At 50.1% G+C, this 24,156-nt stretch carries 18 protein-coding genes; 14 read left to right on the forward strand and 4 right to left on the reverse strand.

Annotated elements, in window-relative coordinates:
• Positions 1-257: 257 nt before the first annotated feature.
• From AAH187_RS12390 to AAH187_RS12435, 10 genes are all read left to right on the forward strand, one after another.
• On the forward strand, positions 258-875 hold the full coding sequence (locus tag AAH187_RS12390) for a hypothetical protein (RefSeq protein ID WP_342348773.1): 618 nt from the start codon (positions 258-260) through the stop codon (positions 873-875).
• A gap of 284 nt (positions 876-1,159) precedes the next feature.
• Positions 1,160-3,535 (forward strand): tetratricopeptide repeat protein, encoded by a 2,376-nt coding sequence (locus tag AAH187_RS12395; RefSeq protein ID WP_342348774.1) that lies wholly within the window; start codon positions 1,160-1,162, stop codon positions 3,533-3,535.
• A gap of 311 nt (positions 3,536-3,846) precedes the next feature.
• The gene (locus AAH187_RS12400) at positions 3,847-4,503 is read left to right on the forward strand and encodes a polysaccharide biosynthesis/export family protein (protein ID WP_342348775.1); all 657 of its coding nucleotides are present in this window, start codon (positions 3,847-3,849) and stop codon (positions 4,501-4,503) included.
• Between the two features lie 281 nt (positions 4,504-4,784).
• Positions 4,785-6,020: a hypothetical protein gene (locus tag AAH187_RS12405; protein WP_342348776.1), complete on the forward strand. Its 1,236-nt coding sequence runs from the start codon at positions 4,785-4,787 to the stop codon at positions 6,018-6,020.
• A gap of 12 nt (positions 6,021-6,032) precedes the next feature.
• Positions 6,033-7,766, forward strand: coding sequence for a hypothetical protein (locus AAH187_RS12410; RefSeq protein ID WP_342348777.1), 1,734 nt, complete (start codon positions 6,033-6,035; stop codon positions 7,764-7,766).
• A 24-nt stretch (positions 7,767-7,790) separates the two neighbouring features.
• The gene (locus AAH187_RS12415; protein WP_342348778.1) at positions 7,791-8,567 is read left to right on the forward strand and encodes an exopolysaccharide biosynthesis protein; all 777 of its coding nucleotides are present in this window, start codon (positions 7,791-7,793) and stop codon (positions 8,565-8,567) included.
• A gap of 247 nt (positions 8,568-8,814) precedes the next feature.
• Positions 8,815-8,958, forward strand: coding sequence for a hypothetical protein (locus AAH187_RS12420; protein WP_342348779.1), 144 nt, complete (start codon positions 8,815-8,817; stop codon positions 8,956-8,958).
• 126 nt (positions 8,959-9,084) lie between these two features.
• On the forward strand, positions 9,085-10,491 hold the full coding sequence (locus tag AAH187_RS12425; RefSeq protein ID WP_342348780.1) for an AAA family ATPase: 1,407 nt from the start codon (positions 9,085-9,087) through the stop codon (positions 10,489-10,491).
• A 327-nt stretch (positions 10,492-10,818) separates the two neighbouring features.
• Complete coding sequence (locus AAH187_RS12430) at positions 10,819-14,331, forward strand: PAS domain S-box protein (RefSeq protein WP_342348781.1); 3,513 nt, start codon at positions 10,819-10,821, stop codon at positions 14,329-14,331.
• Positions 14,332-14,582: 251 nt separating this feature from the next.
• Positions 14,583-15,374, forward strand: coding sequence for a transporter (locus tag AAH187_RS12435; RefSeq protein ID WP_342348791.1), 792 nt, complete (start codon positions 14,583-14,585; stop codon positions 15,372-15,374).
• Between the two features lie 77 nt (positions 15,375-15,451).
• On the opposite strand, the gene AAH187_RS12440 is transcribed toward AAH187_RS12435, so the two are convergent.
• Positions 15,452-16,243 (reverse strand): tetratricopeptide repeat protein, encoded by a 792-nt coding sequence (locus AAH187_RS12440; RefSeq protein WP_342348782.1) that lies wholly within the window; start codon positions 16,241-16,243, stop codon positions 15,452-15,454.
• 297 nt (positions 16,244-16,540) lie between these two features.
• Here AAH187_RS12440 and kaiC point away from each other — a divergent pair, with 297 nt between their 5' ends.
• The 4 genes from kaiC (at position 16,541) to AAH187_RS12460 (ending at position 20,987) form a co-directional block, all read left to right on the forward strand.
• Entirely contained in the window at positions 16,541-17,989 is a 1,449-nt protein-coding gene (kaiC, locus tag AAH187_RS12445) for a circadian clock protein KaiC (RefSeq protein WP_342348783.1), read from the forward strand.
• Positions 17,990-18,141: 152 nt separating this feature from the next.
• Complete coding sequence (locus AAH187_RS12450; protein ID WP_342348784.1) at positions 18,142-18,510, forward strand: circadian clock KaiB family protein; 369 nt, start codon at positions 18,142-18,144, stop codon at positions 18,508-18,510.
• A complete protein-coding gene (locus AAH187_RS12455; protein WP_342348785.1) occupies positions 18,507-18,857 on the forward strand; it encodes a circadian clock KaiB family protein in 351 nt (116 codons plus the stop codon). The genes AAH187_RS12450 and AAH187_RS12455 overlap by 4 nt, the downstream gene beginning before the upstream one ends.
• Positions 18,858-18,872: 15 nt before the next feature.
• Positions 18,873-20,987, forward strand: coding sequence for a response regulator (locus AAH187_RS12460; RefSeq protein WP_342348786.1), 2,115 nt, complete (start codon positions 18,873-18,875; stop codon positions 20,985-20,987).
• Between the two features lie 197 nt (positions 20,988-21,184).
• Here the strand turns inward: AAH187_RS12460 and AAH187_RS12465 are convergent, their stop codons facing one another.
• The 3 genes from AAH187_RS12465 to AAH187_RS12475 all read right to left on the reverse strand — a co-directional run bounded on the left by AAH187_RS12465 (position 21,185) and on the right by AAH187_RS12475 (position 23,987).
• Positions 21,185-22,279 carry a putative zinc-binding metallopeptidase gene (locus AAH187_RS12465; RefSeq protein ID WP_342348787.1) on the reverse strand — a complete coding sequence of 365 codons (1,095 nt, stop codon included), beginning with the start codon at positions 22,277-22,279 and terminating at the stop codon, positions 21,185-21,187.
• A 93-nt stretch (positions 22,280-22,372) separates the two neighbouring features.
• A complete protein-coding gene (locus AAH187_RS12470) occupies positions 22,373-23,287 on the reverse strand; it encodes a glutaminase (RefSeq protein ID WP_342348788.1) in 915 nt (304 codons plus the stop codon).
• A 280-nt stretch (positions 23,288-23,567) separates the two neighbouring features.
• The gene (locus AAH187_RS12475; protein ID WP_342348789.1) at positions 23,568-23,987 is read right to left on the reverse strand and encodes a DUF5069 domain-containing protein; all 420 of its coding nucleotides are present in this window, start codon (positions 23,985-23,987) and stop codon (positions 23,568-23,570) included.
• Positions 23,988-24,156 lie beyond the last annotated feature (169 nt).

Raw genomic sequence — 24,156 nt, forward strand, 5'->3', positions numbered from 1 at the left:
GATCTATTTATTCGTTCCATTTATATTGTCGAGTATTTGTTATCCTCATATGTCTCATCCCGCATTAATATTCCTTAATCCCGCAATTTTTTAAACGTTATGCAGTTCTCCCCCCTTCGATTACGTTTTTAACAATTATGGTTTTTCGGTATCTATTGGTCTTGGCTGCGTAGGTCGACGTGAGGTTGCACTCCAGGCCAGGAGTGTTTCGGTAGGAATTTTGTCGTTTCTAGTACTTTAACCGGAGAAATATGGTTATGAAAAGCAATTTGAAATTGCCTTTGCTGCTTGTTTCGATTTTTCTTATGGTGGTGCCTGTCCAGACAGCATTGGCGCTGATCGTAAACGGCCCAGGCCCGGTGCGCCTTGTCGATGGAGCAGATTCCGGCAGTGGCGTAGAAGGGATTGCGTTTAACGTCACGTCTCCATCGGGCTATGATTTTGGGTATGTCACCGGATCTCCCGGCTCATTGACTTTCAATTCTATTGCTTCGAATGCCCCGGTTTCCGGGCCAGTTGATGTTGGTCTCGGTACGGGCAGTTGGTCGTTTACTGGTGGCGATATCGTGAATTTTGCATTAAAGCAGAATTTCGGCAGTGGAGATATTTTTTCTATTGCAGACGGTTTTGGGACATTGGAATTTTTGGACCAAGTGTCCGGGAGTGGTGTCAACCCGGGCATTCTCATTCCTTATTTTAATACGCTGGAAATTTCCTGGAATATCCCGTCGTTAAACTTTGGACTGAGTATCCTGGATGCTGGTAGCCAATTTGATGGCCTTACTGTTGTTCCAATTCCGCCTGCAGCCTTGTTATTCGGGACGGGCCTCATTGGGCTTATCGGGATTGCCAGGAGAAGTCTGTTTGTCCGATAACCCTACTATTTGGTAGCGATAGAGCGCATTCAGAAAATGTCCCCCTGTCCTTATTCGGACAGGGGGATTGTTCTTATCCTCCCTTATCCTTGCTTGCCCAACGGGCTGATTGTCTGCCTGACGCCAGATGTTTGCTTTTTTCATTTAGTCGGGATGTCGACGGCGATGACTGAATGGCCGTCATACTTTATGGTCAAGGTTTCGGATCTCACGCATGATGATCCAGCCGCCATTTTTCAATTCATGATGATGAAGCCATCCCTGAAGAAATAATGAGGAAGCGCATGACCATGTATGTTCAATGGAGTTGTCTTCTTCTGGCTGGATGTATTCTGAGTGGATGTGGAAGTGCGGAAGAACGTAAAGCCTCTTACGTGGCGAAGGCCAGGGAGTTTATTCAGGAAGAAAACTTTCCAAAAGCCCGTGTGGCCTTGCGGAATGCCCTCAAAATTGATCCAAAGGACCCTCATGTATTTTTCCTGGCCGGGCAGGTGTCGGAGAAAGAGGCCAATTGGCAGAAAGCGTATGGCCAATATGCGAGGGTTGTAGAATTGGATTCCAGTCACCGGGAGGCTGTCGGGCGATTGGCGCGATTTCATTTAGCCTCACAAAATGCCAAAGAGCTACAAAGCTTGGCCGATACCGTCCTGGCTCGCGACCCTCAGGATCTTTTGGGACAGACGCTCCAAGCCTGCGTGTGGTTTCTTGGTGGAGAGCAATCTCAAGCCCTTGCGAAAGCCGGTTGGCTTTTTAAACAGAGTCCCAGCGATCCCGATGTTCTCTTAATGCTCGCCGCGATTTTTTCTTCTAATCGCGAACTGATCAAAGCTCAATCGGTCCTTCAATTGGGATTGACCGCTCATCCTGATCATGTCGATCTTCTGAATTATCTGGCGACTATCTCGATCGGGATGAAGGCGTATGATCAGGCGGAAGCGATCTATCTTCAATTGCTTGCCAAAGAGCCACGAGTCTATAAACATCGAGACATGCTGGCCGGACTCTATCGACACCTCGGGGATTCCGACAGAGTCCTGGCGCTTCTTCGCAAGGGTGTTGAGCTGGATCCGGATAATGAACAACGTTGGAAGAGCCTGGTGATGTTTGCAGACAGCTCGCAGCGGGAAGCGTTGCTGCAGGAATCTCTAGAAGCTTTGCCTCATTCATTCATGCTCCGGTTCCTTTTGGGTGCTCACTATGAACAGACGCAGGAATTTCAGAAAGCCCGTGAGGTGTATGAGGCGATTGTTCGAGAAGAGGAGACGAGTGGGCAGGGACTGAAGGCGGAAGTTGAATTGGCCCAGCTCGATGTGGCTGAGGAGAATACCAATTCGGCCCACATCCGTCTGGCAAGCGTCCTGAAAAAAAATCCCCGACAATTTGATGCCTTGCTTTTGCAAGGGAAAATGGCGTTAGCGCAAAACGAAGGTCGCCAGGCCGTTGAGGCGTTTCGAATTGTTTTGAAAGATGAGCCCAACAATAGCGATATTCAAAGCTTATTGGGGCAGGCACATGTGCTGGCGGGAGAGTTTGAACTGGCTCAGGAAAGCTTCAAGGAAGCGGTATCGCTCAATTCTCGCCAATTCGACGCGTATTCGGCATTGGCCCGTCTTTCAGCCAGGCAGGGACAGCTTGAAAAGGCCGAAGGCTATCTTGTCTCCATTCTCCAGTCCCTGCCCACGCATATGGAAACCCTGTGGTCTCTCTTTCAGTTGCAGTTGGCACAACGACAATGGGCGGAGGGAACTGGCACGATCACCCGGCTGGAGAAAGCTGGCGGATCAAGCTACCAGGTTGATCTGGCAAAAGGCCTTCTCGCCGCCGGGCGTCAACAATGGGATCAAGCCCTTCAAGCCTTGAGTCGGGCTCAGAAGGCTAATCCTGAGTCGATGCCGCCCTTGGCGGCGTTAATGAATGTGTATCTTGAACAAAAACGGCCCGAGCAGGGGCGTGCCTATCTCCAACTGTTAGTAGAAAACCAACCTGACCATCCGTATGCATGGGGATTGTTAGGCCGGATGTATGTCGAATTGAACGATAAGCCTTCTGCTCTTTCTTCCTATCGGAGGCAAACCGAGGTGAATCCTGCGTGGGTTGAGCCATGGAAAGATTTGGCGATGGTGCGTTGGTTGGAAGGCGAAAAAGAGGAAGCGATTGGGGTATTGAATGTCGCGTTAACGACTCATCCGGAGGCTCCCGTTCTGTTGCAGGCGTTAGCCTCGTTCTATCAAGCTGAAGGGCAGATTGACCTGGCGATCCAGCAATATGAATTGGTATTGAGCCATTCTCCCGACGACGTCATGGCCGCAAACAACTTAGCCTTCTTATTGGCAGACAAAAAGGGGGATGTTGAAAGTTTGGAGCATGCGTTGGCCTTGACCAGGAATTTTGAAGCCAACACTCAAAATCCGTTTCTCCTTGATACGTTGGCCTGGGTATATTACAAGTTGGGTCTCAATGAGGAGGCGACGAGTGTCTTAAAAAAAGCGCTGAGCAAGGCACCCGATCACGGCCTACTCAACTATCATTTAGGCATGGTGACTCTCAAGGCTGGTGATCGAGTCAAGGCTCAACAGTATCTCGAGAAAGCGATGAAACGGCCATCGGAGTTGGAGCATGTTGGAACGGTTCGTCAGTTATTGGCGGATATCAAATCGTAAGACAGGCATGGGTGAAAAGTGAGATGTCAGGGGTGAGGCGTAAGTGGGATGGAACCCCTCTCAGAATTGCCGGGTATGCCCTATTCGTCAGGCAGGATATGCGCAATGAGTGAGAGGGGGTGTTCCCAAACTGTTTGTCATCCTGAGCGTAGCGAAGAATCCAGGCCCAGGCTGACGTTTTCCTTGATCCGGTTAGTCATTGCTGTCGGTTGAGAGCATTATCCGGCCTTCGTAAGTGGTCGGCAATCATGGGGTATGGATCCTCAACATTCAGGCCTATTTCTATAACACTTCATAAAAAAGGATAGAGTATGACACATTCATTTCAGGATACTTCTTGGAAGGTTTTTGGTTTTCAATGGCGGGTCAGACCGATTCTAAGTGTCATTGTTGGGTTGATGTCCGTGGTGATGTTCCCTATGTGGAGTGACGCCCAACCCCTGCCTACAGACGAAGTTCCTCCGGTTGCTTCTTCTCTGGAGTCTACTTATGAGATTGGGCCTCAAGACATCTTGCACATTTCCGTTTGGAAGGATGAAATTTTGTCCCGGGAGGTGATTGTTCGTCCTGATGGATTCATTTCGTTTCCTTTGATCGGAGAGGTGCTCGCCGAGGGGCGGACTGTGGGCAGTCTGGCGAAGGAAATGGACGAGCGATTGACGAAATTTGTGTCAGATCCCAGGATTTCGATCGGGGTGAAAGAAGTGAACAGTTTTAAGATTTTCGTCATCGGGAAAGTGAATAGTCCCGGTGGATTTCAGATTGGTCAATACACGGATGTCATGCAGGCTCTCAGCCTGGCTGGTGGGCTCACCCCTTTCGCACGGGAGGGCTCGATTAAGGTTTTGCGTCGGAAGAAGAAGGAGGGACAGACCACCTTTCCGTTCGATTATGGGGAAGTCTTAAAAGGACATTCCCTTGAACAGAATATTGTGTTGCACCGTGGCGATGTGGTGATGGTGCCGTGAAATGCAGGATCGGGCTAAGCGTGGGTATCGTCACGCTGGGCACAGATCCTTCGCTTCGCTCAGGATGACCATGTGGGTTCTGGGTTGTCATGCTGAGCCCGTTCGGCGGAGTTTATCCAGAGTAAAAGACGAAAGACTCAGGGCAGGCATAGCCCGGTCGATCTGAGCACCGATCCTTCTACGCTCAGGATGACAATGCGGCCGAATGATGGAATATTGCGTTGGACAATGTTATTCCAATATTTGATTTCTAATTAAGGTATGAGGGCAAGTTTCCACGCGTGGTATGCAAACGTTTTTTTGCAGAGTGGTTTCGGACGGGGAGGTTGTTTTATTTTCGATTGGTATTGGCGACCTGGTGGGGGATTTTTGGCAGTGCGTCAATTGTCTTCGGGGCTGAATGGTCCGTTGAACCGGCCTTTGTGAGCGAAGGGCGATTTTATGACAATCTGAGAATAACCACCCAACCTCATCACTCGACGTGGGCCATGAAGGTCAGTCCTTCTGCCACGTTGAACTATGCCACCGAAATTTTAACTCTCAAAGCCAATCCGAAATTTGAGTATGCTCGTTATTATAGCCGTGATCCGATTAAGAAGACGTTTAATAATTATTTTCTCCCGTTGTCCGGTTCCTATCGTACGGAGGTGGATCGCTTGGGTCTTGATGTGGACATTAGCCGGGATAATGCCTTGTTTGCTGAATTGCAGGAAACCGGTGTGTTAACGAATTTCATACCGCGTAATCGCAGAAATGTTCGAGGGAGTTGGGATCGATCCCTTACGGAGCGTTTGACGTTGCCAAGTAGCTATCAGTTTACCGATGTGACCTATGACCAATCAGGTAGTTCCAGTTTGAGAGATTACCAGGTCCATACCGGGACGTTTGGGGCCGATTACCATTGGTCGGAAGAAACCCGTGTGCGCGGTTCCGCCTATTATTCAAACTATCATGTGCCTCAGAATAGCCTCCGCTATCAAACTCCCGGGTTTGAGCTTGGGTTTTCTCATCGGATATTCGAAACATTTTCGCTTTCCGGGTCTGGTGGATTTCGGTATGTCCGGACGACCCTTGATGGAAATGGTCAACAGCAAACAGACAACCAGCTGACATGGTTATATGGAATGTCGTTGAAGAAAGAGTGGGAGCGATCCCACTTGACGGTTGGATTTAGCCGAGCACTCAATCCCTCTGGATTCGGGGTCTTATTTGTCACCGATCGCGTGGATCTGACTGTAGACCATCAACTGACTCATGCCTTGAAGGCGTCTCTTGGGGGGATGTTTACCAATAATGACAAAGTCGGGTCTTCTTCTGATGATAGTGGGGTATCCAATTCCCGATATTGGCAAATCAGTCCGGCTCTCTCATGGAGTGTGACAGAAGATTGGTCATTGGATCTGACGTATCGTTATGCGCAGCGAACTATCAAGTCGTCTTCCGAGGGGACGGCACATTCGAATGCGGTATTTTTGGCCTTCACGTGCACCTTGCCGAAATGGGCGGCTTCCCGATAATGGAAGATACTCATGATTGAATCTGCCCAATCATTTGCTCAGTATTGGGATATGGTCCGTCGTCGCTGGCTGTTGATGGGTGTCGTTGGCGGGGTCTTGTTGTTGTCTGCCTTGATGGTCGCCCTGTTCTGGCCGCCTACTTATCAATCCACGGCCATGATTTTGATCATTGAACAGGAGATTCCCGCAGATTTGATCCGTTCCACGATTACGAGTTATGCGGATCAACAGATCGAACGGATTAAGGCGCAGGTGATGACCCGATCCCGTCTATTGCCCATTATTGAGGAACATGGTCTTTACCAAGAATTGCGTGAACAGGATACGTCGGCTGCACTTCTGGCACGGTTCGTTGCCGATATTACGATTGAGGTGATGAGTGCCGAGGTGGTTGATCGGCGGACTGGACGACCCACGCAGGCCACGATTGCCTTTACCCTGGGGTATGAAGGACGCACGCCGGAGATCACGCAAAAGATCGCCCATGAATTGACGACGCTGTTCCTAAGTGAAAACTTGAAAAACCGTGAACAGCAGGTGCAGGAAACCACGGCGTTCCTGAAAGTCGAGTCTGAAAAACTGGCGGAGAGTTTAGCCCTGCTAGAACAAAAAATTGCGGTTTTTAAAAATGACGCGCAAGGGGCTCTGCCCGAATTGTTTCAAATGAATATGCAACTGCTCAGTCAGGTGGAACGGGAGTTAAACGATAAAAATCAACAGGCGCAGGCACAGGAAGAACGCATCATTTATCTGGAAGGAGAAATGAGTCGGTATGTGCAGACAATGGACGAGGGATTAGGGGTCCTTAGCCTTGGGAAGCAACTGAAGATGTTGAGAAGTCAACATGCCGGCCTTGCCTCATACCTCTCTCTTCACCATCCTGACATTATTAAAATTCGAGGGGAAATTGAGGCTCTGGAGCGGCAGGGCGCTCGTCCCATTGGAAATGAGGAGCTGTCGGGAACTCTTAAAGAAGAAGAAGTCAAGCTGGCTGGTCTCCTGGAGCAATATGGAGAGGATCATCCGGATGTCGTAAGATCGCGTGCCACCATTGATTTGCTCAATCAAGAATCCACCAATTCCGAAAGGACCCTATCGAATGTGGCGAAAGGAGCCCCGGACGATCCGGTCTATGTCAGTTACCAAACGCAACTGGCTTCCGCGAACACGACTCTGGAGCATGTGCGAAAGAGTCAGACAAAATTGGAGAAGCAGGCGCGTGAGTATACCGAACGGATTGAACGAACCCCCAAACTCGAGCCTGTGTACCAGTCTCTTCTTCGTGATCGGGATAATACGGCGCAAAAATTCCAGGAATATCGTTCCCGTGTTTTGGAAGCTCAAATGGCCGAAGAGTTGGAGTCGGAACGGAAAGGCGAACGGTTTTCCCTGGTTGAGCCTCCCACGCTTCCTGAATCTCCGGCTCGACCGAATCGAAAGGCCATTTTGTTTTTGGGTCTGGTGTTAGCCATGGCGGGTGGTATCGGGAGCGGAGTCTTGGCGGAGACCTTGGACGGGTCAGTTCATACTGCAGACCGATTGCGGGAGGTGACCAGGATGGCTCCTCTCACGGTGATTCCTTACCTCGATACGGTCGAGGAGATACGAGCGAGAAGGCAGCGTCTGCGGGTGCTTGGGATGGGAGCGGTTGTGCTGGCCATCGCGTGCCTGGGCGTCGTTCATGTCTTTTGGTTCCCACTGGATGTGTTATGGTTTGTTGCTCTTCGAACGATGCGATTAGATTAAGGATGATTATTGTCGGAAGGTACGATGGAACCTCTTCAAAGCGCACTTCAGCAATATAAGCAGAATCAAGAGAGGGGAGGCCCGGCAAAGGCGACGGTACTCTCAGGCCCGTCGTCTCTTCCTGTTCCGCTGGTCTATACGCAGACCAGGACCGTGGCCCCCTCGGCTTCTGCCATGGCGGCGCATCGCATGATCACGGCCATTCAGAGCGGGGCGTTTCTTGAGGCCTATAAAATTTTGCGAGCCCAGATTCTTTCCCGCCTCGAGGAGAATCGTTGGAACGTGATCGGGGTCACCAGCCCTGGCGAAACAGAGGGCAAAACCCTGGTTGCGGCGAATCTGGCAATTAGTATTGCGATGGATCCGAACCATACGGCACTTCTGGTTGATGCCAATTTGCAAGCGCCGAAAATTCATCAACTCTTTGGGTTTGAAAATACGGGACTCGCCGATTTTCTCTTAGATCATGGCGTGCTCTCTGCCCTCCTCGTGCACCCTCAAATTGACCGGTTGGTGGTCTTGCCGGGTGGCGGTCCTCTTCAGCATTCCGTGGAAGCCTTGACCCTGCCAAAAATGAAAGCGCTCCTTGAAGAAATGAAACATCGCTATTCCTCGCGCATTGTGGTGGTTGATCTGCCCCCTCTGCTGAACAGGGCCGATGTGTTGGCACTGGCTCCCATGTTGGATGCGGTGGTGTTGGTGGTTGAGGCAGGCCGCACGACCGAGAACGATATCGGAAAATCCTTGTCCCTGCTACAGGGTATTCCCCTTCTGGGAACCGTTCTGAATAAAGCCAAATAATGGTTGCGAGGCTATAAACGCACAGGAAAATCCCGGATCATACAGAAGAATTTTATGCCCTTCAGCGCCCCTCATTACTGAACAGATGAATCCTGATGGGGTCCATTGAACGACTGAGGGTGACAAGAAAGACCAGGTGGGAGAAGAATTGTCATGCTGAGCAAGGCGAAGCATCTGGCTGAGCGGGGGTATCGTCACGCTGGGCTCAGATCCTTCGTTCCACTCAGGATGACAAAAAGAGGTATGGATGCTGCTAGAGCCTTTCCTGAGTCGGGTCGAAGGGCTCAAACAAAGTCCGCCGGTTCATGAGAGCATCCGACCCAAGGACCGGACGGCAGTCGTCGTCAGCGGGGAGGGGGGCAAACAGATTAAAGAACCCTTTGGAAATTAATCGAAATCACTCTAGAGCTTTTGCTGAGAGCAACGTCGAAGGGTTCGAACCATCATTACTGGATGATCCAAATACTCGCCGTCTGTGACTGACATTTTTTTCTCGTGCGACGTGTGAAGGAGCCGCATGTACGAAACGTTTTATGGATTGAAGGAAAAGCCGTTTTCCCTTTTTCCTGATCATCGGTTTCTTTATTTGAATCGACGATACCAGTTAGCCTTGAGTCTTCTGGAGTTCGGGGTCCTCAATCAAAATGGCATGATCCTGTTGACCGGTGATCCGGGAACCGGGAAAACCACCCTCCTTCACAAAATCCTTTCGACAATCGATCCAGGGGTCACGGTCGGGACGCTGACCTTTACTCACGATAAAGGTCAGAGTCTTTTGCCTTGGGTCTTACAGGCTTTTGGTCTGCAGGCGAACGGCGGGCATGTCACAGATCATTTTCAGGTCTTTTCTGCTTTCCTGCACACCAAGGTCCAGGAGTCTCAGGGCATGTTGCTAGTGGTGGACGAAGCCCAAAATCTTGATGCCGATAAGTTGGAAGAGCTTCGCCTTCTTTTTAATTTGAACGATCGTCCTGGAACGGTTCTGCAAATTCTGCTTGCCGGTCATACGCAATTGCGTGAACGCCTCCAGGATCCCCAGTTGCAGGCCTTTGTGCAACGCATCGGGACCGATTTTTCTTTGGAGCCATTCAGTCGTGAAGATACGCAGGCCTATATTCTCCATCGTGTGCAAGCCGTCGGCGGACCGGCTGCTCTTTTTTCCGATGCGGCCTGCCATCTGGTCTATCGCTGCACCCAGGGGAATCCCCGTCTCATTAATCAACTCTGCGAAACCAGTTTGCTGTATGGATTCTCCGGGCAACTCCCGTCTATCTCAGAGGGAATTGTGGCGGATGCCGCCAAGGATCGACTGAAAGGAGGGCTGTTGCCTCTCAGTCCGATTGAGGACACCCCTGTGCCTCTTGAACACCAGAGCCCTCCCGAACCGATTGCGGCAGAACCCGTGAGTTCCCAGCTTTCTCCGTCATCTTTTGTCGGGGAGACGGGGGCTTCCCACGCAGGTGTTGCGCATCGGCATTGGGATGCCGCCATTCAATTGAAGGAACAAGGATGGTACCTGGAGGCGATCCGGAGTCTGAAACAGGTCGCCGGGCATCCGACCTACCATCGTCAGGGATGGTTTCAGGTGGGGCAATGCTATCTGGCGCTGGGACGGCCTGCCGATGCCATTGAGGCCTTTCATATGGCGCTTGGCGATAGTCCCAACCGTTCGAAGGAATCCGCTCCCATTCATTTGGCCATCGGGCAGGCACTGGCGACGTTAGGAAGGAATGAGGAGGCTACCCGGCATTATGACCTCGCCCGCTTCACTGACCTTGATGGAGCGGAAAGGGAGAACCATTCATCCCATTCATCGAGTTGGCAATCATCTCACCAAACCGATCCTCATCGTTTCAGTCAAATGTGGTGGATTCACACTGTCCGTCGTTGGTGGAGCAAACTGCATCCCTCCTTTCTGCGATAAGCTTTGCGTTTCCTACCAGATTTCTCACGCCACTCCTCCTGGCCGATTAAATGGCCAAATTTTTGAAATATTTAACCGCATCTTGAATGGGAAATCATCGGTGTCGGTCATTTTAACTCGTTTCCAAGCCTTCTTGGTTACCTCGGCACGTGTATATAATGGGCGCTCTGTTCCTGCCGGTGGCTTTTAGGGTGACAATCAAGGGTTTTTGATAGTTTGACTTTCTCAGTACAGTTGAGGATAGTTGCCAGAGTTTTAGTGTGAAAATGACACATATTGTTCTTCCTACGGAATCACCTTCAAGGCGTTTTCTCAGGAATTTGTCCCATGAAGAAAAAATCATCCTCTCCGGTTCAAAATTTTGAAAATACACCGGACGTTAAACCTCCCCTTTCGGCTAAGGCTGCACATAAACCTCCAATAAAGGAAGGTGAGCAGGGAGAATTTGAGAATCGACTCCTCCAGGGTGTTCTCGAACAGACGGGAGAAGCCTTGGTTGTCTGTGATGCCTCGGGGAACATCCTTCGCACCAGCCGGGCAGTCTATCGTTACCATCAACATCCGTGTGTGCAGCGGCCCTTTCATGAGATTTTTCATTTGTCCTTCGCAACAAACGGGGCAGAGCGCCCATCAGCCATTTCTTTCCCCAACCTGAGCGGGAAGTTTCTTTCACAGGTCCTCAGCGGAGAAACCTTTTTCAACGAAAATGTCCAACTGGAAAAACACGATGGAACGATTGTCCCGGTCTTGTTCAGTGCCAGCCCCATCAAAGGTGAAGATCAGAAGATTCTTGGCGGAATTGTGACGCTGGTGGATAGCGATTCCCGGAACCGTACCGACCGTATTCTGCAGCGTCATAATGAGGTGCTGGAACAAATAATCAACGATAACTCTCTCCCGGATATTTTGGAAAATCTCTGTCTGGAAATTGAACAACATTTCGGGGCAGGTGTCCTGGCAGCCATTGAACTGCTGGATGAGGATGGCTGTCACCTTCGACATGGGGCAGGCCCCTCCGTCCCCGAAAGTTACAAGCAAGCCATTGATGGGGTTGCCATAGGCCCTACGGTGGGTGCATGTGGTGCGGCCGCGTATCTGAAGCAACCTGTCATTATTTCGGATATTTCCACGCATCCGAATTGGGCTCAGTTCAAGGACCTGGCAGAAAGCCATGGATTTCGGGCATGCTGGTCGATGCCGATTCTGGCTAGCGACGGTCATACGCTTGGCACCTTTGGCATGTATTATACAGCTCCTCGTCTACCAACGGATGAAGAAACAGAGTATGTGGGTTTTATTGCGCAGTCGGCGTCCATTGCCATCGAAAAAGTGCGAGCGAACGATCAACTTCGGCAACAGACTCATGCGTTGGAAGTGGTGAATCGGATGGGCAATTCGTTGTCCGCAGAATTGAATTTAGACAAACTCGTTCAATCCGTGACGGATGCCTGTCGCGAATTAACCGGGGCAGAATTCGGGGCATTTTTTTACAATGTGGTGAAGGAGAAGGGAGAATCATTTATTTTATATACGATCTCCGGAGTTCCGCGAGAAGCGTTTGAACGGTTCCCGATGCCAAGAAATACGCCAATTTTTGCTCCAACATTTTCGGGGGAGGCTGCTGTGCGAATTGCCGATGTGACGGCTGATCCTCGGTATGGTCATCTGTCTCCCTATCACGGCATGCCGCCTGGCCATCTTCCCGTCAGGAGCTATCTTGCCGTTCCGGTCGTTTCCCGCACTGGAGAGGTTTTGGGAGGATTATTCTTTGGGCACCCTCAGGCCAACGTGTTTACACAAATGGCCGAATCCATTGTAATCGGTATTGCCTCTCAGGCTGCCATTGCCATCGATAATGCCCGCCTGTATGAATCCGCTCAAAAAGAAATCGAACAGCGAAAAATCGCAGCAGAAAATCTAAAACGATTGGCGTCTATTGTGGAAACGTCCCAAGATGCCATTTATAGCCTCTGTAAAGAAGGGTTGATTACCAGTTGGAATAATGGGGCCCAGCAAATGTATGGATACAGGTCGGCAGAGGTGGTTGGTCAGTCATTCTCCAATCTCCTTCTTCCGGAATCACGACATGACGCCTCCTTACAGTTAGCCCTGCTTGTGAACAAAAATGGAGAGACCATTCAGGAAGCGCTCCGGATGAAAAAGGATGGTTCGAAGTTTTCGGTCTCGTTATCAATTTCTCCAATTGTGGACGGGGATGGAGTCCTGATCGGACATTCCTTAATTGAGCGGGATGTGTCCGAGCAAAAACGTATTGGAGAAGCTCTTCAGGCGAGTGAAAGCCGGCTCCACGCGATATGGGAAAATTCTCCAACTTTGAAATTTGTGAAAGATTTAACCGGAAAATACCAGTTGATTAATAAACGGTTTGAAGCGATTTTTCAGTTATCCCGTGACGCGATTATTGGAAAAACAGATCATGACTTCCTCAGCCTTCATTTTGCCAGTCAAATCGTCGCAAATGATCAGAAGGTTCTTCACTCCAGATCACCGCAAGAATTTGAAGAGCAGGTGCAACTCCCGGATGGGATGCATACGTATCTGTCCGTGAAATTCCCTTTATACGATGCCGGAGGCACTCCCTATGCCGTATGTGGCATCGCGACCGATATTACCGGAAGAAAACAGGCGGAGCAGGCCCTACAAGAATTGAACGAATCTCTGGAACAACGGGTGGCGGATCGGACTCGAGATCTATTGGTGTATCAAGAAAATCTGCGGGCCATGACTTCGGAGTTGATGGTGACGGAACAACGGGAACGGCGGCGATTGTCAACTGAACTGCATGATTATCTGGCGCAGTTGCTTGTGGTGTGTCGCATGAAACTGACTCAGGTCATGATTGATGCGAAGGTGCCCGAGTTACAGGCCAATCTGGAGGAAATCGATGAAATCCTTTCCGACTCACTTTCCTATACGCGCACCCTCATCGCCGAACTGAGTCCCAGCATTCTGTATGAACTCGGGCTCGTTCCCGCCCTGAAATGGTTAGCTCAGCAGATGGAGCGTCATGGCCTGCGAGTGCAGGTGCTTCATCCTGATCAGGCCATACAGCTTTCTGAGGATCAGGGTATTTTTGTGTTTCAGGCGGTTCGCGAATTGCTCTTTAATGTCATCAAGCATTCCGGTGTGAGCGAAGCGACCGTATCTCTTAAGGGGCACGCCGATCAGGAGCTTCAGGTCAAGGTCCAGGATGCCGGGAAAGGGTTTCAGTCCTCGCCGAATCCAAGAGACTACTCCCAACCTGGGAGTTTTGGGCTGTTTAGTATTCGAGAACGAACGGAGGCGTTGGGCGGTCATTTTTTTATCGAATCAGCCCCAGGGAAGGGAACGCAAGCGACCGTCGTGGTTCCGCTTCAGCCGGTTCCACTCACGGCCCCATCGAACCCGGACTCCAAAGAAATCCCGAAACCCCTCAAGCCATCAGCGCAAGGTCAATCAAAAAAGAAGGTGATTCGCATTCTTCTGGTTGATGATCATGCCTTGATTCGTGAAGGCATCCGGACCCTGTTGGAACACCATGAGGATTTTGTCATCGTGGGAGAGGCGAAAAATGGAGAAGAAGCCTTAGAGGTCACCAAACAGCTTCTTCCCGATGTTGTGCTTATGGATGTCAACATGCCAAGGCTCAATGGCATCGAGGCGACCAAATCCCTCACTCAAGAGCATCCTTCAGTGAGGGTCATTGGCTTATCGGTTCATGAGGATAAACACATTGAAAAAATGCTGTTGGAAGCCGGGGCGGCGATGTATGTCACCAAAGGTAGTGTGGCCAAGCAACTCGTCGAAGCCATACGTCATGTCGTCACTTCTCCTCGCTAAGAGCCAATCTCGTTTATCGCGGGATTCTGGTGAGGAAATAATTTCCCCCTGCACATGCTCCGTCAGGATGAGAAAGTCGTAGTACATTGCCCTATAGTTTTCTTCAACGGCCTGCTGTGAATGAGTGCTATTTTCGGCCATCTACAAAGGTTTATCTTCTGAAACACGTTGTCCGGCTCCCATCTGCTTTCACGAATGCGCAGCGAATTTCTGCGTTATGTTTCTGCCTAGCTGGGCAGTTTCTCTGTGTGATGCTGTTAGGACAGTCCTGGTGTTTTAGCCAGGAAACGTCTGACGCTGTTCCTACTCCCCGGCCCTGGATTATTGGACATGCTGCGCCATTTTCACAGCCGATTTTCACCGATCGTCCGACATTCAGCGTCGGACCGGGGACCATAGCCCCAGGGCACATCCAATTTGAGACGGGGTATACCTTTTCCTATGAGGATGCCCATCCGGATGGTCACACTCATACGTTTCCCGAGACGCTACTTCGAATTGGTCTGATGGAGAATTTTGAACTTCGGGTGGAGTGGCCAAATTTAACCTATATCGACAATGGGACGAATGTCGATGGTTTCAGAGATCTGGGCGTGGGGTTCAAAGTTCAGGTCTTTCAGCAACAGGGTTTCAGGCCCCGGTTGAGTTTCGCAGGACGACTTTCGATACCAACAGGCAATGACGCGTTTTCTTCGGATCAACTTGACCCGGAACTGCGGACTATTTTGACGTATGAGTTGAATGAACGGGTGGGACTCTTTGGAAATGTGAATATCGCCGGTCCCAGTTCTCATGGGACGCGGTTTGTGCAAGTCTCTTCCTCTCTGGGGCTCAGTGCAGCTCTTCGAGATCATTTAACGGGGTTTGTGGAGTATTTCGGACTCTATCCCAGAGATGTGGCGAGCGGGAGCGCAAATTTTCTTCAAACGGGAGTGATTTATGGTTTGACGTACAATTTGCAAGTTGATGCCCGCATAGGTGGCGGTCTGACCCATGGATCCGATGATCTGTTGACGGGTGCGGGAATCTCGTGGAGATTTTAGCCGGATTGGAAGTGAAGCCAGAGAAGTCCTGATCATCGCCTCACGTATGCCTGAACTCAAGGGCGAAGAGCCTTAATCTAATCCCGTCTGAAGAGCATCTGTATGATTTTGGCCGTCTCATGGATGAGCCGATCCTCATCGAGTTTAAACGCATTGGCCAATTCCAGGCGGGAATGAGCCTCTGCAAAATCCGGTCGCAAGGCAATGGCTTGTCGAAGTGTGTTGATGGCATCCGTGGATCGGCCTTGAGCCATGTAGGTCAGTCCTAAATCGGAAAAGGTTTCCGCATCGTCAGGATTTAGTTTTGTTGCCGTCCTGAACGCAAGTTGAGCCTCGTGAAATTTTTGTTGAGCCAAGAGTGACCGCCCCAACCAGTATTCGATCTGACTATTCCCGCTATCTAACTGTGCGGCTCGTTTGAGCGCGTCTTCTGCCTGCTTCCATTCGTGCTGATCAAGGAACACGGCTCCCATCCCCAGAAACGCTCCGGCGAGATCGGGATCAAGTTGTAACGCGGCCCGATATTCTTCAATGGCGCCGTTCGGATCACCTTGCTGATTGAGAATTTCAGCCAATTTGAGGTGAGTCGCGAGCGTGTTGACCGGAAATGCGGCTTCCCCTCTAAGCGCTTCTCGTCGCTTTCGGAGTCCGGCCTCTACGCATTCGTTCGTGACCGGAGCATGGCTCGTACAGGTTTCCGAGGATGGTGGAGCCGTAGGAACAATTGGTAGAGTTTCCGCACGAATGGAAGGTGGAGAAGCCACGATCCATGCCATTAGAGAAAGCAGGAGGATGGATCGACCACGGAAGCCCTCCCAAGAGATGTAAGGGGAAGGCTTGAGCCACATGATGAGGGAATGAAGGCCCATGGTTTTCTGAGATAAAAGGGAAAGTAGTGGTCGATTAACGACTGAGGTGAATTTTTGACAAATACGCCGGATTCCGGTCCTTTCTGTCCATTCTTCTTTAGGCATAACTCTGATACGGTCTCTGCCAAACTATCCATTGAATGCATCGGTGTGTTTGTATTGAAAACCCTTCACTGGCAGTTGTTGGTGAAATGCCTAGAGGAGGCGCACTGTTATATTAATTCTGAAATCAGTGTGTTAGATTTTCACATTACTTTCACCATCTGAGGAATTCTCCATCTCAGGAAATTGTAAAATATGCCCAAGAAAAAATCATCAAGTAAAACGGTCTATTCAGAATTTCCTAAGGCACCAACCGGCATTCAGGGGCTGGATGAAATCACCGGTGGGGGGCTTCCCCGAGGACGAACGACACTCGTCTGTGGAAGTCCTGGCTGCGGAAAAACTCTCATGGGACTGGAATTCCTGGTCCGCGGGGCTATGCAAATGGGCGAACCCGGGGTGCTGTTGGCTTTCGAAGAAACGGCTGAGGAATTGACCCAAAACGTCCGGTCTCTGGGATTTGATCTGGAACAATTGGTCAAGGATAACATGTTGATTCTGGATACGATTCCCATTGAAGCCACCGAATTTGAAGAGAGCGGAGAATACGATCTCGAAGGATTATTTGTGCGGCTGGGTGATTCCATTGATGCCATCGGCGCCAAACGAATTGTCTTGGACACCATTGAGGTCCTGTTCGGGGGATTGTCCAATCAGGGAATCATCCGCTCAGAGTTGCGGCGTTTGTTTCAGTGGCTGAAAAACAGACACATGACCTCTATTGTGACCGGCGAACGGGGAGAGAAGTCCTTAACCCGTCAGGGTCTCGAAGAATATGTCTCTGACTGCGTGATATTGCTGGATCATCGCGTGAACGATCAAATGTCCACCCGCCGGCTGCGAGTGGTCAAATACCGGGGAAGCATGCATGGCACAAATGAATTTCCTTTTCTCATTGAAAAGCAGGGACTTTCCGTGCTGCCCATCACCTCCTTAAAGCTTGAACACAAAATTTCAAAAGAAAAAGTTTCGACCGGTGTTCCACAATTGGACGAGATGTTCGGGGGAAAGGGTGTGTATCGTGGCTCCACGGTGCTGGTGACCGGGGGAGTCGGGACGGGGAAAACCAGTCTGGTCTCGCATTTTGCGGATGCCGCCTGTCGTCAGGGAGAGCAGGTTTTGTATTTTGCCTTTGAAGAGTCCAGTCCTCAAATCATCCGGAATATGAAATCTATCGGACTGCCGATGGAGAAATGGGTCAACAAGGGCTTGTTGCACATTGAAGCCTCCCGTCCCACTCTATTCGGACTGGAAGCCCATCTTGTGAATTTTTACAATGAGGTGCACACCCACCACCCGAAATTGGTAATCATGGATCCGATCAATGATTTTCTTTCCATTGGTTCAGGCCGGGAGATTAAATCCTTATTTTTGAGGATGGTGGATTTTCTGAAGTCCCAGCAGATTACCTTAATCTGCACAGGCCTCACCGCACATGCGGATTCTTCTCATGAGACTGAGATGGGAGTGTCCTCCCTGGCCGACACGTGGATTATTCTGTCAAATCTGGCATTCGATGGTGAACACCATCGCCAAATTCATATTTTGAAATCCAGGGGTATGCCTCATTCTAATCAGGTTCGTGAATATACAATGAGCCAACGGGGCTTCCATTTACAAGAGGTGCCTGTTGATACACACTAATGCCATGCCCGGTGTCGCGGTATCATACCTTGAGGCATAGGGTTGGGGGAGATTCTGTCTTTACAGCCGCAAGAGAGATCTTGGAAAATAATTGAAAGGATGAATGGCACCCCAAACTGCTGACTAGGTACAAGAGGAAAGTTCTCCCAACCATGAAAAAAACGAGTCACACGCCATCAGTGTCCCAGCGTCATACCGCAAAGAATTCGGCCTATCATTTAATCCTCTATGTCGCGGGACATTCCCCCAAATCGCGTCTGGCAATGAGCAATTTACAACAATTGTGCGAGACCCGTCTTTCCTCAAAGTATACGGTAGAAATCGTCGATCTTCTTCGTGAGCCCAAAAGAGCCAGGATTGACCAAATCGTGGCCATTCCGACGCTGGTCAAGAAATTACCGCTTCCCTTAAAAAAAATCATTGGAGATTTATCGAATACAGACAAAGTCTTAGTGGGGCTCGATCTGTGTGACGAGTCAGGGGAAATGATTATTTCAAGCGCAATGGAACTTCCATCATGAGTGCTCGCGTCCCATCAACACGCCGGGAGTCTAGTCCCGGTGAAAACCATTCTGGGCTTCGGCTGCGGCTCTATGTGACCGGGGCGACCAGCCTATCGCTTCGTGCCATGGCCAATATCAAATCCATTTGCCGTGAATACCTCGACGAACAACATCCAGACTTACAAATTATCGACTTGTATCACACTCCGTCTGCCGCCCGTGCCAATCAAATCTTTGCCGCTCCCACCCTCATCAAAGAGCTGCCGCTTCCCAGTTGCAGGATCGTCGGAGATCTTTCCCAAAAAGACCGTGTGCTGCATTCCCTCGGTTTGACAGCGCATTCCCCGTCGCCCTCACACGGGTAACATTTGAGAATAGCCATGGCTTCTAAACCTAAATCACCCCTTGTTAAACACGAGACTCCAAGCCAGGAACAAATTTTACTTCAACGTCTGAAGGAGGCGGAAGACACCCTGCAGGCGATCCGGGAAGGCGCGGTGGATGCGCTCATCGTGGAAACAGGTGATGGGGATCAAGTATTCACACTCAAGAGTGCGGATTATCCCTATCGACTCATCATCGATAAAATGATGCAGGGCGCAGTAATGTTTGACGATACCGGCGTTATTTTCTATGCGAATTCCACCTTTGCCGGAATGGTCAATCACTCCCACCAGGAACTGTTTGGATTTTCTATCGAATCATTTATTTCTGAAAAGGATCGGGCGTTCTTTATGACTCTGGCTTCTTCCCATTCACGGGTATCCGGGGGAACAGGAACGATTCATTTGGTCGGTAACGATCATCAGGAACTGGTTGTGTTTGTCGGCGTGACTTCTATTGCCTTCGATGATCAGCATTTGCATTGTGCAATTCTGACAGACCTGACGGAACAGAAGAAATACAGTCGAGCGTTAGCGGAAGAAAAATTCTCCAGAATGATCCTGGAACAAACAGGAGAAGCGGTGGTCGTGTGTGATCGGTCCGGTCGAATCATGCGCCACAGCCGCGCGACCGAGAGACTGATCCACCAACCCATACTCCACACCAGGTTTCATGAGCATTTTCATTTCACTGGCCCCGACACCGTCGGCTCCTCCGGCGGCCATGAACCATGGAATGAAGAGGGGAGTGTGGTCCAGGAAGTGCTCGGCGGCAGGACTTTTCAGGGGCTTGAAGTCAACTTGCAGATCGCGAACGTGAACGTTCCTGTGCTCCTCAGTGGCAATCCGCTTTGGGACGAGGAAGAAAACACGATTGGAGCCATCATCACGATGGTTGATATCACCGAAAGAAAAAAGGCCGAACAGGATTTGCAGGCTTTCAATGATTCACTCGAACACCGCATCAAGACTCGCACACAGGACTTGTTAAGTTATCAGCAACATCTTCGGGAGATGTCGTCGGAATTGGTGGTGACGGAACAACGGGAACGACGACGCCTGGCGAATGAACTGCACGATTATCTTGCCCAGCTGTTGGTTGTCTGTCGGATGAAACTTGCCCAACTGAACCGGGAAGATTGGAGTCCGGGTTTGAAAACGGATATCGATGACATCGATAAAATCCTGACGGATTCCCTCTCGTATACCAGGACCTTAATTGCGGAGCTCAGCCCCAATATTCTGTATGAATTGGGAATTGTCCCTGCCCTTGTCTGGCTCGGGGGACAATTTGAACAACATAATCTTCATGTGCGCATACAAGAGGAAGAAAAAAATATTCAACTTCCGGAAGATCACGCCATATTTGTGTTTCAGGCTGTCCGTGAACTGCTCTTTAATATCATGAAACATGCCGACACTAAGGAAGCCTCGATTCATCTCAAACGGACCCCATCCCACGAATTTGAGGTGACGGTGGAGGATGCAGGAAAAGGGTTTCACCTCCCGGATTTCTCAAATGATTATGCCCGTCCGGGAAAATTCGGACTGTTCAGTATTCGTGAGCGTTTGGAGGCCTTGGGCGGGACGATTCACATCGAGTCGAAGGAAGGACAGGGAACGCGAATTACGCTTGTTGTTCCGTGTGATTCTCCACCTCTATCAGAGGTTTCTCACCGAACCAAATCAGAGTTGTCCACCTCCGTTGGGACTTTTTCCCCAAAGCTTGGACGGGATAATGGCATCCGTATTCTCCTGGTCGATGATCATGCCCTTGTGAGACAAGGCATACGGGGATTATTGGATGTTCAGCATGATTTTCAAGTTGTGGGGGAGGCGCAAAATGGCCTGGAAGCCATTGAATGTGCGCGAACGCTCCACCCCGATATCATTGTGATGGATGTGAATATGCCAAGGATGAATGGCATTGACGCCACCAGAAGTATTGTGCGGGAATTTCCGGCAACGCCTATTATTGGGCTGTCTGTCCAGGAAGATAAGCAAGTACGGGATTTAATGCTGGAGGCAGGCGCTGCCATGTATTTGACCAAAAATGGCATTGTCAACGAACTTGTTGATGGGATTCGCCATCTGGTTCCCCCCACCCCATAGCTTTCCTGTAGCTCGCTGGTGACAGAACCGCTTTTGAAGGTCATTTCAGCGTCGCTTGAAACCGTCCTTTCTGCATTCTCAAGTGGGGAGCATAGTTATCGGGTCACGTGCGTAAGAGCACAATCCATCAGCTTTACCCGAATTGATCCTGCTTGCGCCGTTTGTGTGCCCCTCAATAACGGGGAGGCCAGCGGAAGCTATGTTGGGAGGCGGGTGACTGACCGAGTGGAACCTCCCGATCGTGCCTCAAGAATAATCTGATGAATATACTGTAGTTTTTCAATAACGGGAGGAACCAGCACCTCCGGCATCAGATCCAGTAAGCCCATGGCTCGATTCATTTCGTTCAGCCCCAGCCCTAGTCGTTGGTAGGATCGAATCATGATTGCGATGTCGTCCTTCGCCGGATCGATTCCCTCTCCGATACCCGTATACCTCGCGGTGTCGAGCACACTCACGATGGCCAGATATTTGGCAAATGTTTCGGCAAAATCCTCCCATGGGTGCATGGTGGCATAGACACTGATGAACCTGGCTTGCCAGTTAGAAGGTGGACCTTCCCGATAGTGTCGTTCCAAGGCTTGTGCATAGGTTGGCTGTTGATAATCGCCGAAGATCCGGTTGAACTCCTCTTCCTGCTTATCCTGTATCAACATCTCCCAATAATAGTGTGCAATCTCATGTCGGAAGTGACCAATGATGGTCCGGTGGGCTTCTCCAAACGAGACACGTAATTTTTCCCGCTCAACATCTTCGGCCTCACGCAAATTGATGGTGATTTTCCCGTTGTGATGTCCCGTAAACACCTGCTCATGGTCTCCCATGGTATGCCATTGATTCCCGGAGGGGTGAACATCGGCTTTGAAGTCAAAGGATAAGGCGGGTTGAATACCGTCTCCTGCTTTCCCATAGGGAAGACCTAAGAGATCCAGGGTAAAGAGTAGACGCCTTTTTCCGGTTTCAAGGCGATACCACCGCTCTCGATTTCCTTCGACAGAGAGGTCGGGAATGGTGTCGTTATAGCGGCAATAGTCACAGAGCTGAGTCACGGATTGATTATGGTTGCCGGCCGGGAAACATCGATTACAGACCTGTTCGACGGCATAATTATGACATTTGACCAGTAGGGCCTGGCATGCCGTATACCCGCAATGATAGATGCCGTCAGGACTGACGAGCAGTCCGGAAATACGATGGCAGGCCGGGCACCAACCTACCTCCGAATTGCAGGACACGCATTGAGTATTTTCAAAAAATAGAGTATTGCCGCAATGGCAGGTGAACGTTTCCATGGTGCTGTGTTCCCTTTTAGGAGAGCCTGTGAGAATCTAAGCGAATCCAAAACATTGGTCTTATTTGGCTTTACAAACAATCACCCGCATGAATCAGAAAATAGAAACCCCGGTTTTGGTGGTGAATAATTCGAGTGCATATTGTCCTGCGAATGAATTGCCCTTTTCGTTGAGGCCTGGGGACCATACGGCAACTGTTAGCCGGTTTGGGATCACCCCGACAATCCCACCACCCACCCCACTTTTCCCCGGTAATCCGACATTGAAGGCGAAGTCTCCCGCCGCATCATAGGTCCCGCAGGTCAGCATGAGAGCGTTCACTCTCTTTGTCTGACTCTGGGTGAGGACCTGGTGCTTGGTCCAAAGACAGTGACCTTTGTTGGCGAGAAAAAGAAAACCTTTCGCCAGGTCCACACAACTCATCGACAGTGAGCAGTGAAAGTAATAAAACTCCAACACCTCTTCAACCTCGTTCGTGAGGTTGGTGAAACTTTTGAGGAAATTGGCCATGGCCGCATTCCGAAAGCCGCTTTGTCGTTCGGAGCGGGCCACCTCGGGGTCATCTTGAATGGCGGCATTATTGGCCCGTTGCCGCACATAATCGAGAAAAGAGGATTTGGCATCTTTGAGATGGGACACAAGGATATCCGAGATGACCAGAGCTCCCGCGTTGATAAAGGGATTCCTGGGTCTGCCATGTTCATATTCGAGTTGGACCAGAGAATTGAAGGTCGATCCGGATGGTTCGAGTCCAACCCGTGTCCAGATTTTTTCGCCTTCAAAAGGAAATGCGAGGGTCAGGGTATAGACCTTTGAAATGCTTTGAATGGAGAAGGGCTCTGATGCCTGACCCACCTGGAACATTTCCCCTTCAACGGTCTGGACGGCCATTCCAAACTTGTAAGGCGAAACGCTGGCCAGTTGAGGAATGTACGTGGCGACTGTTCCTGAGGGTAATACCTGAAGCACTTCATGATGGATTTCTTCTAAAATTCCTTGATAGTCCATAAGTGTCTCAGCGATCTTCTTTAAGAATTTCCCTATTGAAGTAAAAGGGGCAGGGTTCATGGCAACTGAGGAGGAGTGCTCTTCTAGAGCTATAACCCCTGCGTCAAGGGAAATCTATAGACAAATTTTATGACAGGGCATCTCTGGCAGCGAATCCATGGGCCTTAAGATCACGTCATGAAAGTGAGGATAATTGGGAGGTCTTTCTGTCAGGAAATGTGTTTTTCAAAAAATCTGGCCCCCCCAAACCCCACTATGCTGGTCGTCCGTCGATACTGCCTTACGGAGCTTCATCCTGTTCGATCATCTCAAAGAGACTATTCACCGGGTGCTTGATGGATTGGGGGTAGACGAACCATTTGATGAGATGTCGTACAAAGGAGACTGGGTAGCCCGGGGTGCCAAGTTTGGGGGCAAAGTTATTCCAACTCAAAATAGTTGAGGGATTCACTCCCGGCTGACCGAGAAACCACTGTTCCAGATCTTTGTCCGTACGAGTTTCCATGACGGCATTTCGAAATTGACGAAAAGACAGGCGAAAATGCCGAAGGAAATAGCCGTCAATTCCAATCGGACTGCCCAAAGATACGCGATAGAGAAGCGGGAAGTTCCCCTGTTGAGAAGCCCGCACTTTATCGGTCATACGGGCGAGCCAACAGCAACTCGCTAAGGTCTCTTGTGGGCGACGAAGTTTCATCATGAGTTGAGTGCGAGGACCCTACGAAATCTTACAACATTTTTGTCGGTGAGGTAGAGGTATATGATAGCGGGCGATGCTTTGCAAGGTTTTTTCAAGAGTTTTAGGGAAATGCTGAAAAAACATTTCCTGGGTTTTCCCGGTGGTTCAACTCGTGCCATTTTTCCCACAG

Origin of the sequence: uncultured Nitrospira sp., assembly GCA_902500695.1 — a bacterium.
Taxonomy (GTDB): Bacteria; Nitrospirota; Nitrospiria; order Nitrospirales; family UBA8639; genus Nitrospira_E.

Bases quoted from the DNA above. Each gene is read 5' to 3' on its own strand.
- AAH187_RS12390 (WP_342348773.1), top strand. From the start codon at position 258: ATGAAAAGCAATTTGAAATTGCCTTTGCTGCTTGTTTCGATTTTTCTT.
- AAH187_RS12395 (WP_342348774.1), top strand. From the start codon at position 1,160: ATGACCATGTATGTTCAATGGAGTTGTCTTCTTCTGGCTGGATGTATT.
- AAH187_RS12400 (WP_342348775.1), top strand. From the start codon at position 3,847: ATGACACATTCATTTCAGGATACTTCTTGGAAGGTTTTTGGTTTTCAA.
- AAH187_RS12410 (WP_342348777.1), top strand. From the start codon at position 6,033: ATGATTGAATCTGCCCAATCATTTGCTCAGTATTGGGATATGGTCCGT.
- AAH187_RS12415 (WP_342348778.1), top strand. From the start codon at position 7,791: ATGGAACCTCTTCAAAGCGCACTTCAGCAATATAAGCAGAATCAAGAG.
- AAH187_RS12420 (WP_342348779.1), top strand. From the start codon at position 8,815: ATGCTGCTAGAGCCTTTCCTGAGTCGGGTCGAAGGGCTCAAACAAAGT.
- AAH187_RS12425 (WP_342348780.1), top strand. From the start codon at position 9,085: ATGTACGAAACGTTTTATGGATTGAAGGAAAAGCCGTTTTCCCTTTTT.
- AAH187_RS12430 (WP_342348781.1), top strand. From the start codon at position 10,819: ATGAAGAAAAAATCATCCTCTCCGGTTCAAAATTTTGAAAATACACCG.
- AAH187_RS12435 (WP_342348791.1), top strand. From the start codon at position 14,583: ATGCTGTTAGGACAGTCCTGGTGTTTTAGCCAGGAAACGTCTGACGCT.
- AAH187_RS12440 (WP_342348782.1), bottom strand. From the start codon at position 16,243: ATGGGCCTTCATTCCCTCATCATGTGGCTCAAGCCTTCCCCTTACATC.
- kaiC (WP_342348783.1), top strand. From the start codon at position 16,541: ATGCCCAAGAAAAAATCATCAAGTAAAACGGTCTATTCAGAATTTCCT.
- AAH187_RS12450 (WP_342348784.1), top strand. From the start codon at position 18,142: ATGAAAAAAACGAGTCACACGCCATCAGTGTCCCAGCGTCATACCGCA.
- AAH187_RS12455 (WP_342348785.1), top strand. From the start codon at position 18,507: ATGAGTGCTCGCGTCCCATCAACACGCCGGGAGTCTAGTCCCGGTGAA.
- AAH187_RS12460 (WP_342348786.1), top strand. From the start codon at position 18,873: ATGGCTTCTAAACCTAAATCACCCCTTGTTAAACACGAGACTCCAAGC.
- AAH187_RS12465 (WP_342348787.1), bottom strand. From the start codon at position 22,279: ATGGAAACGTTCACCTGCCATTGCGGCAATACTCTATTTTTTGAAAAT.
- AAH187_RS12470 (WP_342348788.1), bottom strand. From the start codon at position 23,287: ATGGACTATCAAGGAATTTTAGAAGAAATCCATCATGAAGTGCTTCAG.
- AAH187_RS12475 (WP_342348789.1), bottom strand. From the start codon at position 23,987: ATGATGAAACTTCGTCGCCCACAAGAGACCTTAGCGAGTTGCTGTTGG.